At 29.1% G+C, this 16,782-nt stretch carries 15 protein-coding genes; 4 read left to right on the top strand and 11 right to left on the bottom strand.

What is annotated here, in order from left to right; genetic code table 11:
• Window positions 1-16: 16 nt before the first annotated feature.
• Together HMPREF9709_RS05400 and rlmD are read right to left on the bottom strand one after the other, a co-directional pair.
• Window positions 17-631 (bottom strand): SGNH/GDSL hydrolase family protein, encoded by a 615-nt coding sequence (locus tag HMPREF9709_RS05400; RefSeq protein WP_005398556.1) that lies wholly within the window; start codon window positions 629-631, stop codon window positions 17-19.
• Between the two features lie 94 nt (window positions 632-725).
• Complete coding sequence (gene rlmD / locus HMPREF9709_RS05405; RefSeq protein ID WP_005398558.1) at window positions 726-2,036, bottom strand: 23S rRNA (uracil(1939)-C(5))-methyltransferase RlmD; 1,311 nt, start codon at window positions 2,034-2,036, stop codon at window positions 726-728.
• A gap of 225 nt (window positions 2,037-2,261) precedes the next feature.
• On the opposite strand from rlmD, the gene HMPREF9709_RS05410 reads away from it, so the two are divergent.
• From HMPREF9709_RS05410 to HMPREF9709_RS05420, 3 genes are all read left to right on the top strand, one after another.
• On the top strand, window positions 2,262-2,618 hold the full coding sequence (locus HMPREF9709_RS05410; RefSeq protein ID WP_005398560.1) for a DUF2089 domain-containing protein: 357 nt from the start codon (window positions 2,262-2,264) through the stop codon (window positions 2,616-2,618).
• A gap of 10 nt (window positions 2,619-2,628) precedes the next feature.
• The gene (locus HMPREF9709_RS05415; protein ID WP_005398561.1) at window positions 2,629-3,768 is read left to right on the top strand and encodes a DUF4097 family beta strand repeat-containing protein; all 1,140 of its coding nucleotides are present in this window, start codon (window positions 2,629-2,631) and stop codon (window positions 3,766-3,768) included.
• Window positions 3,769-3,960: 192 nt separating this feature from the next.
• Window positions 3,961-5,130: a G5 domain-containing protein gene (locus HMPREF9709_RS05420; protein WP_005398562.1), complete on the top strand. Its 1,170-nt coding sequence runs from the start codon at window positions 3,961-3,963 to the stop codon at window positions 5,128-5,130.
• 486 nt (window positions 5,131-5,616) lie between these two features.
• Here HMPREF9709_RS05420 and fni read toward each other — a convergent pair whose 3' ends face one another.
• From fni to HMPREF9709_RS05450, 6 genes are read right to left on the bottom strand one after another with little or no spacing between them, the layout of a single operon-like run.
• Window positions 5,617-6,684, bottom strand: coding sequence for a type 2 isopentenyl-diphosphate Delta-isomerase (gene fni / locus HMPREF9709_RS05425; RefSeq protein ID WP_005398563.1), 1,068 nt, complete (start codon window positions 6,682-6,684; stop codon window positions 5,617-5,619).
• Window positions 6,685-6,687: 3 nt separating this feature from the next.
• Window positions 6,688-7,749: a phosphomevalonate kinase gene (locus HMPREF9709_RS05430; RefSeq protein ID WP_005398565.1), complete on the bottom strand. Its 1,062-nt coding sequence runs from the start codon at window positions 7,747-7,749 to the stop codon at window positions 6,688-6,690.
• Entirely contained in the window at window positions 7,746-8,726 is a 981-nt protein-coding gene (gene mvaD / locus HMPREF9709_RS05435; RefSeq protein ID WP_005398566.1) for a diphosphomevalonate decarboxylase, read from the bottom strand. The genes HMPREF9709_RS05430 and mvaD overlap by 4 nt, the downstream gene beginning before the upstream one ends.
• A gap of 18 nt (window positions 8,727-8,744) precedes the next feature.
• Complete coding sequence (mvk, locus tag HMPREF9709_RS05440; RefSeq protein ID WP_005398568.1) at window positions 8,745-9,665, bottom strand: mevalonate kinase; 921 nt, start codon at window positions 9,663-9,665, stop codon at window positions 8,745-8,747.
• 1 nt (window position 9,666) lies between these two features.
• Window positions 9,667-11,016: a tripartite tricarboxylate transporter permease gene (locus tag HMPREF9709_RS05445; RefSeq protein WP_005398570.1), complete on the bottom strand. Its 1,350-nt coding sequence runs from the start codon at window positions 11,014-11,016 to the stop codon at window positions 9,667-9,669.
• Entirely contained in the window at window positions 11,016-11,237 is a 222-nt protein-coding gene (locus HMPREF9709_RS05450) for a hypothetical protein (RefSeq protein ID WP_005398571.1), read from the bottom strand. The genes HMPREF9709_RS05445 and HMPREF9709_RS05450 overlap by 1 nt, the downstream gene beginning before the upstream one ends.
• A 182-nt stretch (window positions 11,238-11,419) precedes the next feature.
• Between HMPREF9709_RS05450 and asnA the strand changes: the two genes are divergently transcribed.
• A complete protein-coding gene (gene asnA / locus HMPREF9709_RS05455; protein ID WP_005398572.1) occupies window positions 11,420-12,433 on the top strand; it encodes an aspartate--ammonia ligase in 1,014 nt (337 codons plus the stop codon).
• An 84-nt stretch (window positions 12,434-12,517) separates the two neighbouring features.
• Here asnA and HMPREF9709_RS05460 read toward each other — a convergent pair whose 3' ends face one another.
• From HMPREF9709_RS05460 to HMPREF9709_RS05470, 3 genes are all read right to left on the bottom strand, one after another.
• Window positions 12,518-13,417, bottom strand: coding sequence for a diacylglycerol/lipid kinase family protein (locus HMPREF9709_RS05460; RefSeq protein WP_005398573.1), 900 nt, complete (start codon window positions 13,415-13,417; stop codon window positions 12,518-12,520).
• Between the two features lie 1,360 nt (window positions 13,418-14,777).
• Entirely contained in the window at window positions 14,778-15,488 is a 711-nt protein-coding gene (gene deoD, locus HMPREF9709_RS05465) for a purine-nucleoside phosphorylase (protein WP_005398574.1), read from the bottom strand.
• Window positions 15,489-15,499: 11 nt separating this feature from the next.
• Window positions 15,500-16,774, bottom strand: a complete 1,275-nt coding sequence (locus tag HMPREF9709_RS05470) for a M18 family aminopeptidase (protein WP_005398575.1) — start codon at window positions 16,772-16,774, stop codon at window positions 15,500-15,502.
• Window positions 16,775-16,782: the final 8 nt, after the last annotated feature.

A 16,782-nucleotide genomic window follows, 5' to 3' on the forward strand; every position in this document is an offset into this window, starting at 1 on the left:
TATATCTACATAATGTTTATATGCCAAAATATTTTCTTAATTTTTTCGCAATCACTCTATGCCCTTCAGAATTCGGGTGCACATCATCAACCAAACCCGTATCTCCAAGCTCTTCATTGTCAGATGTAAAGTATAAAAGTCTATTTTCCCATTCCCAAGGTCTTAAATCTTTATCTTCATAATACATTTCAGTGTAAAAATCTATATTTTTTCTTTGACATACTTGTTCAACCTTTGAAATATATTCATCACTTCTACTCTTTCCTGGTCTATACATGCTCCAAACATTTTGAACATAAAAAATTATCTTTTTGTCTGAATGGATCTCCAATAGTTTTGCAACAAATCTATTAAGATATCCCATTAGAGACTTTTCTTCAAAATCATCAATTTCTCCAATTGGTAATTCTATATTTAAATCGTTAAAAGAAACGGCAACACCAATTAATTCAACATCACCATTTATTAATCCAATTCTATTGATATATGGGTCTTTTTTGGCGAATCCCGTCCCGCTAATACCTAAATTTTGAATTTTTGTATCATTAATATCATCAAGATACATCACCCAATTCTTTTTTGCTCTATAATTGTATTCTGTAATACTATCTCCTATAACAGTAATTTTCAAAACTAGCCCCCATTCATTATTAATAAGCAATAATATATATTATAACTAAAAACTATAATAATTATCAATATATAATTAATTATATTAGAATAAATTATCTACTAAGTAAAACAATAACTTCCGATTCAACAGTGTTAACAAATTGATCATATCCTGTAACTTCCTCTAATTTATAGCCATATTGTTTAAATCTTTTTATATCTCTGGCTAAAGTTGACGGATTACAAGAAATGTACACTATATTATCTATTTTGGATTTTCCAATTTTCTCTATAATCACATTGTCTAGTCCTGCTCTAGGCGGATCAAATAACGCCATACCATTATCAAATTCTAAATTAATCTCCTCTATCGCCTTTTCTGCAGGTTTACTCATCCATTCGATATTATCTACACCATTTAATAAAGCATTCTCTTTCGCATCAAAAACGGCATCTTTATTTATCTCTACCGAAATTATCTTTTTGCAAATATCAGACAAAATAATCGATGTTGTGGATACGCCACTATATAAATCTACTAATATTGAGGGCTGTATTTTTTTAACATATTCTCTAGCCTTTTGATAAATTTGAAATGCAATATCTTTATTAACTTGAAAGAAAGCTTTAGGTGAAATGTTAAAATTATAATCCCCTAATTTTTCTTGGATTTTCTTCTTTCCAAAAATATGTTGTAATTTTTGAATTTTATAATCATTCTTTTTACTATTGATGCTAATATAAAAACTGCTTATAATTTTTTCGTTTTGAATGGCTTTATAAAAATCATTCATGTTTCTTTCTTTATTTAATACAAAAATACACATAGTATCACCTAGTGATGTTGATCTTATAATAATATTTTTGACTAACCCTTTATTTGTCTTTGGATCATATCCTTGAATACCATAATCTAAAATTAAATTTTGAAGTTTCTGCACTATAGTATTTATCTCATTTGTTACCATTACACATTCATCAACTTCAACAAATGAATTTGATTTTCTAGAGAAATGAGCTAATTTACCTGTAGGTGTTAGTTTTAATTCTAATTTATTTCTATAGTGGTATTGATTTTCAGCAGATATAAAATTAATATCATTTAGATTTTCTCCAGCAATTCTATTAATTGTGTTTAATATATTATTCCTCTTAAAACTAATTTGATGTTTATAGGAAATATCATAAAGATCAAATACTCCACATAATTTATTCTCTTCTACACTATTTTCATTTAGATAAGGAGATGGTGTAATAGTTTTTATTTTTTCAGCGATAATAAATGATTTCTTTTTTTGAACTGTTCTAGCTTCTACCGTTTCACCAAGTTTAGCATTGTTTACAAAATATATAATATTATCTTTTCTTGCTATTCCTCTTCCATTATCGTCTAAATCTATAATCTCTAGTTTTATATTTTCCATAAATCATCCTTTATTTTTTTATTTTTATTATATCACATTTATTATATAGAAAATAAAAGTTTAAATTAAAAATATTAATATTAAAATTAAATATTTTAATTAATTTGATAAAATTATTTAAATATGTTGATTTAAAACTAATTTAGATATATAATCAAATTAAATAGAATAAAGAATTAATAATACGGACTGATTTCATATATAAATATCATTTAGGAGGTTTTTATGAAAGAAAATTTGTCAATTTGCCCTGTATGTGAGCACGAACTATCCATTACAAGATATAAATGCAATAAGTGCAAAACGGAAATCAATGGAAATTTTAAACAAGATAATTTTTCCAAATTAACTAAAGAACAAAAAGACTTTGTAGAAATATTTGTTCTTAAAAGAGGTAGTATAAAGGAAATCGAAAAGGAATTAGGTATCTCCTATCCTACAGTGAGAAATAAGCTAGATAATGTAATCTCAGCCTTAGGTCATAAAGTTGAGAGTGATACTTCAAAAATAGAAATATTAAATATGTTAAACAATGGAGAAATAACATCAGAAGAAGCTACAAAGATGTTATCCGAAATATAAGGAGGTTAAAATGTCAGAAGAAAAGAAATTAATCTTAAATATGTTAAAAGAAGGAAAAATCACTGAAGATGAGGCATTAAAATTATTAGATGCTATCGGAGAAAAAGAGAAAAAAGAAGAAGAAAAGACAAATTTTGCTGAAAAAGAGGCTTCTTTTGAAAACTCAGTAAATAATTTTGTAAACAAAATATTATCAGGTGTTGAAACAGCAATAAATAAAGCTGGTGATGTGATAAATAATATGGATTTTGATATTTCCAATATTAACATTGCAGGATCAAAATTTAATGCTAATACAACTAAAACATATAAAATAGAAGATATTGAAGAACCAATAAATTTCTTTGTTAATAATTTACAAGGTGCAATACAAATTCAAAGTCACAATCAAGACTATATTGAATGTATAGCTATTATAAATTATGACAATAAATATCATGATGAAAATGACGAATTTTTAATTCATAAAATTGAAGATAATAACCACTACTTTGGAATTGATTTAAATAAAAATAATTGGAATTTTAAATCCCAACTTATTATCAATTTACCAAAAGATAAACTAAATAGTATTAAAGTAAGAAATTCAAATAGTAAGATTCAAGCTAATAATTTTGATATAGATAATGTGATATTTGAAACTACAAACGCTAGAATAGAATTTTCTAATATTACTTCAAAATCAATAAATGCAACCACAACAAATGCTAAAATTGAAGCTATCAATGTAGGTACTGATAAAATTGTTACAAACACTACCAATAGTAAGATTTCTTTAAGTGAAATTAAATCTGATGAGCTAGAAGCTTATACTACAAATGGTAAAATTAATTTAACAAAACTTAATGTAGTAGATGTAATTGCTCAAAATACAAATGGATCATTATATGTGTCTAATATATTTGATGATACAAATAAATTGGATCTATCTTCTACAAATGGAGGCATATATATTGAAGGACTAAATTTTGAAAGATCTATTAAAGCTTCTCTATCAGCAAGAAATAGTGATGTTATTTCACCAAAATTCTCTAAAATCTATAGAGATAAGCATTCAACAAAAGCCTATACTGAAAATTATGACGAAAATGCTGAAAATACTTTAGATATTACAGCTGTTACAACTAATGGAAAGATTTCAATTCTATAATAATTTGAAATAGAAAACTATATATAGTCCAGATTAAGGAAAGTACACGTTTATATTGTGTATTTTCCTTTTTTTTATATTTCATTCCGTTACATTTTTGTAATATTTAGCTAATTATTACAAATTAATTACAAAAAACTTGACAATAAGTTACAGTAATTATAATATAAAGGAGTTCGAAACGGAGGAAATATGAATTTTATAAAAAAGAATATTAAAGTATTAGCAAGTACTTTGGTTCTTGTTTCAGTCGTATCAGTTGGTGGCTATGTAATAGCATCTTTACCAAAAACTGTTAAAATGACTATAAATGGCGAAAAAAAACAAATCGAAACTTCCGCTAAAACAGTAGAAGAGCTATTAAATGAGCAAGGATACAAAGTATCTGATGTGAAAATAGAAAACTTAAAATTAGAAGATAAAGTAGTAAATAATTTAGAATTAGATTTTAACACAAAGAAAAATATTATTTTTAGTAACGAAGGAAAAGAATTATCAGTATCTACATATACTAATAATGTTTCTGAATTCTTAAAAGAAAATGACGTTAACCCTGATGAAGATGATGTTGTATCCCCTTCTTCAGAAACAAAATTAAATGATAACACACATATTACATATAATAATGTAGTTATTGAAAATTATAAAACAAAAGAAAAAATTGCTTTTAAGAAAACTCAAAAATATGATTTCAATCTAAATGTTGGTACAAATAAAGTATCTGTTAAAGGTGTAAATGGTGAAAAAGAACATTCACATGAAAAAGTTACAGTTAACGGAAAAGTTGTATCAGATAAAGTAAAAGATACAAAAATTACTAAAAAACCAGTAAATCAAGTTAGTTTAATCGGTTCAAAACAAGTAGTTAATGAAAGCTTATATTTTGACGTTATCGAAAAAGACAATTCTTCTATGTATGTTGGGGAAAGTTCAACTGTACAAAAAGGACACGAAGGATTAAAAAGATATATTTATAAAGTTGAAGGCGATAAAAAAGAATTAGTTAGCGAAAAAGTTATTTCAGAACCTGTTAATAAAATTGTAGAAAATGGTACAAAAAGAAAAGCCGTAGTTGCAAGTTCTTCTTCAATTTATTCACTTAGAGATTTAAGATTCCAAGGTGTTATAAATTGGGGTGGAAAGAGATTTACTTATTATTCTCAAAGCGTACTACCTGGAGGCGGATTAAGAATCCCTGGTAGACATATCAACGCTGGTGGCTTTGTTGCTGACAGCGATGGTTATATCGTTTTAGCAAATGATGGTCCTCTTGGATCTGTAGTATCAACACCATTTGGTTATATGGGTAAAATCTACGACAGAGGTACTTACGGTAACCACTACGATGTTTATACAAGATAATAAAAGAAAAAATCTGTTAGAGAATTTCTCTAGCAGATTTTTTTATATTGAAAAACTTCCATTGACTATTGATGAAATATTTTTAACCTTTTATGATGAAGTTTTTCAGCCTTTATATCTAAATTTAATTTTATACTGAATGAAATTTTGTATTGTCAGCTTAAATCAATAAAATGTCGTTCTGTACTAAGTTTTTAGCGGAAAACCTCAGCTTTTTTCTAAGATTCTTGATTTATACTGATGTTTTTATTCAAAGTGACAACTTTATTTAGCAACATCTTATTCTATACTGAACTTTTAACGAAAATCCTCAGCTTTTTTATGAGATTCTTGATTTATACTGATGCTGTTTTCAAAGTGACAGCTTTATCTAGCAATTAGAGATTCTATACTGAAGTTTCCCTCTATTTTTTAAAAAGTTACCTACCCTGCATATCCATTAGTTACCACACAAAAAAGAGGTAGCTTTTACACCACCCCGTTTATTTATATATTTCTTCTATTCGCTAATTTTTTATAATCGATATTTCTTATTTCACACCAATTTTTTACTTCATTTTTAACTATAATGTCTACTTTTCTTAGTTCATCTAAGTTTTTTGCTCCTAATAAGGTCATAATTGACTTTATTTGGCTTTTCCAATTATTTACCTTATCAATAGCCTCTTCCATAGGTAAATCGTTCACTAATTTCAAAAATCTTCCTGCCATGGCAACTGATTTTGCTCCTAAGGAAAGAGATTTAACAATATCATAGCTATTTCTTATACCGCTTGAAGAAATAATTTCGATATCGTCCATATATTGTTGTGATTCTAATAAAGAAACGACAGTTGAATTTCCATAATCATTTAAGAAACTTAGCTTGTCATCTTCATCTCTTCTTGAATTTTCTATCATAGCAAAGCTTGTACCACCTTTACCGGAAATATCAACAGTCTTTGCTCCAACTTCTTTTAACTGCCTTATTGCATTTCTAGACATCCCAAATCCTACTTCTTTGATGATAACTGGAAGTCCTAAATTATCAACTATATCGGAAATATTGTCCAACCATTTAGAAAATTCTCTCTCACCTTCAGTCATTATTATTTCTTGTGCAGCATTGACATGAATTTGTATACCATCTGCACCAATAATCTCACACGCTTTCTTTGCATCTTCAAGAGTTTTATCAGCCCCTAAATTGGCAAATATTATCCCATGAGGGTTTTGCTTTCTAGCAATTTTAAAACTATCATGTGTGGACTTATCTTTTAACGCCACAGAAAGTGATCCAACCGCCATAAAAGTATTTGTCTCTCTAGCTAAAATAGCAAATTTCTCATTATATGATTTAGTTAATTCAGATCCTCCGGTCATCCCATTCATATGAAATGGATGATCTAGTTTAAAACCTGCAATACTCGTTGAAATATCAACATCTTTCATATCAATATTAGGAAATACATCATGAATAAAATCCATATTATCAAAATCAGATTGTCTTTTGATCTTTTGAAATTCCAAAGCTAAATTTAGGTGTTCATCTTTTCTATTAATATCAATATTCATAATTTACCCCTCATGTATGCTTAAATCCAATTTTGTAATTTTGTTTTCTTTCCATTCTTTTTCAAGCGATTTAACATCAAAACCTTTATAGGAAATTGCTATACCACAATCTCCCCCACCTGCGCCCGAAGTCTTTGATGCAAGTCCAAATTTTTTCGCTATTTCGACTAAATCAAATAAATTATCTCTTTCGATTAATACATTGTAGTTTTCAGCATATTGTCTTAACAATTCTCTGTTTTTTTCAAGTGAATGTTTTACAGTTTCAAAACTTGATTTTATATATCCCTTTACAAATTCATCTACACATTTATTACTTTCATGTAGAAAATCTTTATAGAATTTGATATTTTTACTTATATTGTTTTTTGCTTTGTTAACCAGATTTATACTAGAAGCTGGAGATTTTGTCCAACCTATAATAAAATCATATTCATTATTAAGAGAAATATTTTCAATCTCTAAACTATCCCAATCACTTTCAACTATATCTTTTAATGTCTCGGTCTTTAATCTCTTTAATATTTTTTCTCTATCAAATGAAGTATATTTAATTAAACCATTGTAAACAGCAGATGCAATATCACCACATGAACCGTTTGGATTTAATTTTATGCTTGCTATAGCAGATAATTTGAACAGATCCATCTTGCTATATTCTACTTTATAATATTCTAAAATTGATTTTATAACTGCAACAACAATTGCAGCACTTGAACCAAGTCCATATTTTATACCATCTTGGGATTCTAAATCACTGGTCACCTCTATATCGTAGAAATCTAAACTATATCCTTTTTGTAAAATGTATTTTTCCGCAATGTCCATAGCAGAAAAAATATATTCAAATCTATCATCTTTCTGATCTACAACAATTTGATCGTCCTGTCTTGACCAAATCATTCTAATATTTGAATATGATTTTACCGATCCCTTATGTTTGGATTTTTTTAATTTAATTGTGATGAATTTGTCTACCGATATTAATACCGCTTTATTGCCAGGATTTACTACTGCATATTCTCCTGCAATATATAATTTACCGGGAACTTTAACCTCTATCATTCTATCTCCTTTACAGTAGCATCGCCACCAATATCTGAAATAATAATTTTACTTTCATCAAATTCTTTTTTTAATTCTTCAACAATACATTGTATTTCTGATTTCCTACATAAAATTTTAACATTTGGGCCTGCATCCATTGTGTAATAAATCTCATGCCCCTTGGCACGCATAGATTTTACTTTTTCAATTGCTCTTATGCTATCTTCTTTAAAATATATTATAGGGGGGTTAGAAGATAGCATAGTAGCATGCATTTTCATAGCATTATGTTCGGCAATTTTACCTAGAGTGATAAAATCTCGATTTTTTATAGCCTGTTTGATATTTTCTAAATCTTCCTCACAACTTTCAACATGAGCATTATATAGCGGTGAAGTTTCAATGGTTTGTTTCATTGCAACTCTGCTTGAAATTTCTTTCTTTTCATTTTTTAACACTAGGATAATCATAGCAATATCCCATTGAGCATCATCAATTTTTCTTGCATAGGAGTTTTCATGTTTATCTCCCTTAACCCATTCGACAAAACCACCAAATATACTTCTTGAAGCAGACCCGGAACCTCTTCTAGCAAGTTTTGTAATCTCTTCATTTGAATAATTTAGATTAAATAATTTGTTTAATGCCATTGCTAAAGCAGCAAACCCTGACGCTGATGATGCAAGTCCCGCTGCAGTTGGTACATGATTATATGAATTAACAAGTACAGATTTTTTTACGCCTGATAATTCTCGAAAAATATCTATGTATTTTGATAGCTTTTTATGTTGTCCTTCGTCTTGCAATTCACCATCCAAATAGAAAATATCACCATCATTTTCATCTTCAATAAATGATACCTCTGTTTCTGTATAAAGAGCATCAAGAGTTAATGACAATGAACTATTTTTTGGGATAATAAATTCTTCATTTTCCTTACCCCAATATTTAATTAAAGCAATATTTGAATGCGCCTTAGCCCTAAATTTTTTCATATTTCTCCTATTTTCTAATTATCTTTTTAATTTAGATATCCAAACATCTTTACCAATTTCTTTATATGCTGTTTCAATCTTTTTAGCTATTTGTTCATTTTTAGCTAGCGCAATAACGCAACCGCCTCTTCCACCACCGGTTAGCTTAGACCCTAATGCTCCATTTTCTAAAGCTATATTGACTAATTCTTCGATTGATTCATCAGAAACTGTTAATTTCCTTAAATTATCTTGAGCTCTATTTAATATTTCTCCCAACTCTTCAACATCATTATTATTCATTGCATCACGCGCTTTATTAGTTAAAACTCCTAAATTGCCTATATATCTATGATATGTTTTATCTTTTTCCAACAGATCATGGACATCCTTAACGGATTCTTTTGTTTTTCCCTTTTTACCCGAATCAACTATAATTAAATACGCATCCAAATTGATAGGAAAAGGTTCAAGTGTCTTATCTTTTATAAAATAGATACTTTGATTATGTAATACAGTATTAATATCTAAACCGCTTGGATTTCCGTGAATAATTTTTTCTGAAATATTAGCCCATTCACTAATTTTATCATTATTATATTCAATGTCAAAGTATTTAAATAGCGCTCTAGCCACACCCAAAGATGCGGCAGCACTAGACCCCATTCCTCTTTCATTAGGAATGTTGGAATCAATATATATTTTTATTTTTTCTTCTATTTTGTATTTATCTAGAAATTCTTCAACTAGTTTTTTTATACCATCCAAATCTTCTGAAGTATTGGAAAGCAAACCATCATAGAATTTACATACAATTTTATTTTCATCTGATTTTTCAATTTTTACTTCAAGCTTTGTACCATTAAATGGAATGGCAATAGCTGGCTTTCCATAAACAACTGAATGTTCTCCAATTAAAATAATTTTCCCATATGTTGTTGATAATACATTTTCTTTCATACTAACCTACTAATTGACTTATTATCCAAGGTGCAGCATATAGAGACATAAATTGAACTCCATAATTTACTCCTTGTTTATTTAGATACCCGCTTACGATTCCTATTAATATAACACCAAATACATTTACTATACCAGCATCGATATATGATAAAAGTACTATAAATGCTATGAATAGTGCCAAAATTGCTTCATGTGGGATTTTTTCTAAAACAAATCTTGTAATAACTGAAGCAAACTTATTTGTCAAAATATATGATAACACACCAGCAATGGCTGCTGCCATGATAACCGGCACCAAGATTTCTCCAAATGAAAGTATATGGTGAATATTGTGGCTATTTGTAAATACAGGATCTGCTTCAAATAAAGCTATCCCTGGTCCAATGGACGCTGGTGAAAGTGGTATGCCTAGAGCAATAAGTGGTATAAGTATACCTGAAATATAAGTAGCCTGTATAACTGATGACATAACCGTTATTGTAGTGTAGGCTTTTTCAGTTTTATCCCTTGCACCTTTTCCAAAACTTTCTCCGAACAATATTGTCAATCCCACTGGTGATAAAACAAATAAAAATGTAGAAATAAATGATGCTATTGCAGATTTTTTTATTTGCTCTTTTGTAACAATTTTAAGTGGATTTAGACTTTCATCTTCTATCTTTGGAATGCTAATATTTTTGAATTTATCTGTTATCATTTTTGCTTTTTCGTCTTTATTAAGTAAACCTAATAGTGATATTATAAGTGGACCAATTGTAATCCCTAAGAAAAATGAAATAGATACATTTTTCTCTTGTGGAACGATACCCATTCCCCAGTACAAATGTCTTAATCCCATAAACAATATTGATAATGGAATGATACTCACTAATGATAATATTTTTGCTTTACTTAATAAGGATAAAAATATTGCTCCAAATACGAATAATATCGAGGAATATTGTTTTAACATTTCTCCATATGGTGCAATCAATTTTGCAATGATTAATGTAGTTGGCAATGCAACAACTATACCAATTAGTGACCCTACCGCCATTTTCTTTATAACCACAGCAGATAATCCTTTGTCTTTAAGATAAAGACTATGCTCCATCATTGGCGATGACATAACTCCACCAGGTAATCCTACTAAAGCTGTTGGAATGGCATTTGTTAGGGATAAAGTAATAATAGCAGCGATAAAAAATCCTAATACAGCAGCAGGATGTGCTCCTGATAATGCCAATACCAAAGTTATAGGAGCTAAAACAGAGGTTTCATCCGTACCTGGTATAAATCCTATAATTGTATATATAACAATTGAAGCAATAATTGCTAAAACTATTTGTAAAATAATATTAAAGTCCATTATTCAGCCTCCACTACTCGTTTTGGTGAAAAAATAAATGAGCTAATAATAAACCCAATAACAGCACCACCTAAACCAAAAAATAACACATATGATGGTTGAAATGCTTTCGCGTAAAAATACAGTCCCATAGTTGTAACAAGTGTAATAAATATGCTCAATAATAGATCTTTTATGGAGACAACATCTCCCCAAATATTAATTTTCTCTTTGTTGTCCATTATTTCCTCCTCATAGCATTTTCTATATTAGCATATTTTTTATTGTTTTACAATAAATTTTTATGTTTTTAAGACAAATATTGATTATAAGTTAAAAAATATTAAAAAAGTATTTTAAAAAAATTCATTTTAAAAATACCATATTTGTGTTAGAATATATAAACAGAATGGAGTTAAAAATTATGAGTAAATTATATATACCAAAAGGCTATCAATCTAGCCTTGATTTAGCGCAAACGCAATATTTTATTAAGGAGATAAAAGAAGTATTTCAATATACTTTAGCCAGAAGTTTAGATTTATTGAGAGTTTCTGCACCTATGTTTGTCAGAACTACAACTGGTATAAATGATAATTTATCCGGTGTGGAAAAACCTGTTTCGTTTAAAGTTAAAGAAAATAATTCAGAAGCAAATGTTGAAATTGTGCATTCTCTTGCTAAATGGAAGAGATTTGCATTGGGAAGATATAAAATACCTACATATAAAGGTATTTATGCCGATATGAATGCCATCCGTGCTTTTGAAGAATTTGATAATACCCATTCTATTTATGTGGATCAATGGGATTGGGAAAGAGTAATTTTAGAAAAGGATAGAACAGAAGACTATCTAAAAGAAACAGTAAATACTATTTATGAAGCATTGTTGCATCTAGAAGAACATTTAAGAATAAAAATTAATGACTATAAAAAATTGTTACCAGAAAGAATTTCATTTATTAAATCACAAGAACTTGAAGATATGTATCCAAATCTTTCCCCAGAAGAAAGAGAAAAAGCATACGCAAAAGAAAAAGGCGCAATATTTGTAATGCAAATTGGTGACACTCTTAAATCTGGTACACGCCATGGAGATAGATCTCCCGACTATGATGATTGGAAATTAAACGGCGACTTAATCGTATGGAATCCAATCTTAGATGATGCACTAGAATTATCAAGCATGGGTATTCGTGTAACACCAGAAATATTAATGGAACAATTAACAAAATCAAATTCACTAGATAGAGTTCATCAAGATTATCACAAAAAACTATTAAACAACGAACTTCCGCTAACAATCGGTGGCGGTATCGGACAATCACGCTTATGCATGTTTTTCTTACAAAAAGCCCATATAGGCGAAGTACAAGTATCCATTTGGCCACAAGAAGTTATGGATGAATGCGAAGAAAATGGAATAATATTATTATAAAAAAATAAGTCGAACTGCTGATGAATCGGGCAAAACCCTGCACATTCATCGTTGCATCGACTTATTTTTTATGTTATATAATCTTTATTTTAAAGTATATACCTTTATCGCTTTTTCTATTATCTCTAGCTCCACAGGTAAGTTATGTGATATGTCCCCGTCTACTCCTGTTTTTACTTTTTCATCATCTAATGTTTCTATTTTAATTTTTTTCGCCTTCATATAATCTATCTCTTCATTGTTGTCTACATCTCCTTTTATCATATCTCCTATCAAAGATAATTTGGATATAAAGTTGCTATCCTTAAATAATAATAGATGCAAATTACCATCTGTTCGTTTAACGTCTTCTTCCACGAAATCAAATTCATCCAAAGTAGAACTTGTTGTTACAACTAGGTGACTAAATTTTCCTTCCAATACTCTATCATCATCCAATGTAATTCTAAGATTATGATGGGTATTTTTTGTACTTTGCTTTATTGCATTTACTACATAAGATAAAACAGCAAAATTTGTTTTATCTTCAATAGAAACGCTCTGTAATGATTCAGGAATATCTCCAATATTGAAATTTAATGTAAAAATATCACCATTTGTAGATGCAACATCTAATACTTCATATTTTGAAAAATCAAGTTCATCTATTGCGGTATATACATTTTGAGGAATTTTTAACACCCTTGCTAAGCCGTTAAAAGTGCCGCCTGGTATAACCCCTAAAATTGGCTTATCTTTGGTATCAGACTTAACTAATCCATTTACTATTTCATTTACCGTTCCATCTCCCCCAATAGAAAATACTGAATCAAAAGATTTCTCACATGCTTCAATTGCAAAGTTTGTAGCATCTTTTTCTTTCTTAGTTTCCTTCATTTCAACATTTTCATAATAATCTATCAATCTTTCCCTTAATTTATTTGCATAATCCTCACCGGATTCATTGCCAGATGTTGGATTGTAAATAATCATTGCTTTTTTCATAATATACCTCACTTTTGTTAAATATTAATATTCCTTATAATCATACCCATTTATTAAATTTTTATAATACCTTTTAAAATGGAAAGTGAACTTGACATTAAAGTTATAATTGGAATTATTTTGATAAGTGGTATTATATCATGGATTTATAACTTATATTTAAGAAAAGTAGAATAGATAACTAAAATAATATTTGTTAGAAAACAGTAAATAGAAAAAGTTTACTGTTTTTCTCTGTCTAAAAACAAAAAAGTATACACATAGAGGAATAAATTTTGTTTAACTCCTTGCAAAATCTTCCCTGCAGGGTTGAAAATATAGAAACTGCAATGATCAATTTTGATGCTTACACCCTAGCAAATTGAGAAAAAACAAAATAGCTAGGGGCAATTTTGACGCTTACACCCTAGCAGATTGAGAAATATCAAAATTGCTAGGGTCAATTTTGACGTTTAAACCCTAGCAGTTTGAGAAATATCAAAATTGCTAGGGGCAATTTTTACGTTTAAACCCTAGCAGTTTCAGAAATATCAAAATTGCTAGGGTAAATTTTGGATTTTTAACCCTAGCAAAATGAAAAATATCGAATTCACTAGGGTTACAGACGCTTTTTTGACCCTAGCAAATTGAGAAATATCAAATTCACTAGGGTTATAGTCTTTTTTTCTGCCCTAGTGAATTTTGGAATATCTAAAACGCTAGGGTCATAATCATTCTTTTCCCCTAGCGACTAATAAATTAAAAAGAACCAGCAACCACTGGTCCTTCATTTTCCTTGCTAACAAAACATTTTGATAATTTTTATAAAACTTTTGCAGCGAGGAATGCGCAAGGCGTAACTTAATCCACTTGGCCATTGTTTCTTTAAAATTTACATTTTTTAACTATATTTCTAATTACTTCCAAATTAATTTTATATTCTACAGATTATATAAATCAAAAAGAACCAGCAACCACTGGTCCTTCATTTTCCTTGCTAACAAAATATTTTGATAATTTTTATAAAACTTTTGCAGCGAGAAATGCGCAGGGCGTAATTTAAGCCACTTGGCCATTGTCTCTTTAAAATTTACATTTTTTAACTATATTTCTATTTACTTCTAAATTAATTTTATATTCTACAGATTATATAAATTAAAAAGAACCAGCAACCACTGGTCCTTCATTTTCTTTGCTAACAAAACATTTTGATAATTTTTATAAAACTTTTGCAGCGAGGAATGTACTATATTTTCCATGAAGAATTATATCTCATAGACTTATCATATCCTGCGCTATATCTACAATGATAATTTTTATATTTTCGCGTCGCGAGGAATTTCGTGCGGAGCACGAACCGCAGCAGCGAAATATATAAAAATTACTTTGGCGCTACTTCCAACGCTAATTTCATCATATCTGTATATGCTTTTTCTCTTGTTTCTGCTGATTCTTCTTCTTCAGCATTATCTGAGACTGTACAAATACATAATGCTTGTTTTCCATTTTCAAGTGCTGACATAAATAGTCCAGCAGCTTCCATTTCTACTCCTAATGTATTGTATTTGATTAGATTGTCAATTTCTCCATTTGTCCATTTTCTATAAAATTCATCAGAAGAGAAAACTGGTCCGAAGTGAGCTTTAATTCCAAGTTCTTCTGCTTTTTCGTGTGTTTTTAATAAAAGTTCAAATGTAGGTGTTGGAGAAAATTGAATTTCACCAAATTTTCCTTTTACAACTGATGAAGCTGTATTTGCTGCAGTTGCAACAATTACATCTCTAACCTTTAGATGTGGTTGCAATCCACCAGCTGTACCAACTCTAATGATTGTTTTTACATCATAGAAAGCAAATAATTCATGATAATAAATCATTGCAGAAGGTATTCCCATTCCAGAACCCATTACTGAAACTCTTTTGCCTTTATATGTGCCTGTAAAGCCAAGCATTCCTCTTACATCTGTGAATTGTTCTACATTTTCTAAAAAATTATCAGCAATAAATTTTGCTCTTTTTGGATCTCCCGGCATTAAAACTGTATTTGCTATTTGGTCTTTACTTGTCGCGCCAATATGTGGTGTTGGTATCATATAATCTCCTTTTATTTTGATTCAAAAAATTCTCTCATTAAATCTATCATATATTCTTGGTCTTTTACACCAGCCATTTCTCTGGAAGAATGCATTGCAAGCATCGGATTTCCGATGTCAATATTTCTTATACCAGTGTTTGTTTCAATAATCGCTCCTATTGTTGAACCACCTCTTAAATCTGATCTATTGTGGAACATTTGCAGCGGTATATTATGTTGATTTGCGATATCTATCAATACCGCTCTACCAAATGAATCTGTTGCATATGACTTTCTTGCAGAGTCTTTTATAACTGGTCCTTTATTTAATCTTGGTTGATTTGTTGGATCTGCCTTAGCTGTGTAGTTTGGATGAATGGCATGTGCTTGATCTGCAGAAATCATATATGAATCGTAAATTTGATTGATAAAATCTACTTCATCATTTCCTAACGCAAATGATATTTTTTTCAATACATCTCTAAACATTGCACTTGCAGCACCTTGTAAAGTAGATGAACCAATTTCTTCATTATCAAATGCTACAAATATTTGAGTATTTTCTGAAGAGCTTGCATCTAGAAGTGCTTGTAATCCAGCGTGTACCATTCCTAAATTGTCTATTTTCCCTGATTGGAAAAATTCATTATTTAATCCAAATGTATATGATTTTTCTCTATTATATAGGAATAAATCATGACTTAATATGTTTTCTTTTTTAACGTTTAATTCTTCGGCAATTAAATTATCTAAGTCGAAATCTTCACCCAATCCGATAATTGGCAATGTTTCTTTTTGAGGATTTGGTAATTTTCCTCTTTCATCTTGTGATTGCATATGAATTGCTAATGAAGGTATTGTAAGTAAATCTCTATCAATATTTAATAGTTCAACATTTGGTTTATGTGCAGATTCACCTTTTAGAAATACTCTCCCAGCTATGGATAATGGTCTATCAAACCATGTATGCAGTAATGGTCCTCCATATACTTCAGTATTTAATTGTAAATATCCTTCTTTTTTTATTAAAGGATTAGATTTTATCTTAAATCCAGGTGAATCTGTATGAGCTCCAACAATTCTAAATCCACTCTTTTCATTTTCACCAATTACAAAAGCTATCACTGTTGAATTGTTAACAACTAGATAATATTTTCCATTTTTTTCTAATTTCCATTTTTCTGTTAAATGTAATTCTTCAAAACCTGCATTGTTAAATTTATCCGCTGCAAATTTTGCTGAATGGTACATTGAAACAGAATCATCTAAGTAATTTAATAAATCTTTAATAATTTCTTTTGACATTTTTTCTC

Origin of the sequence: Helcococcus kunzii ATCC 51366, assembly GCF_000245755.1 — a bacterium.
Lineage (GTDB): Bacteria > Bacillota > Clostridia > Tissierellales > Peptoniphilaceae > Helcococcus > Helcococcus kunzii.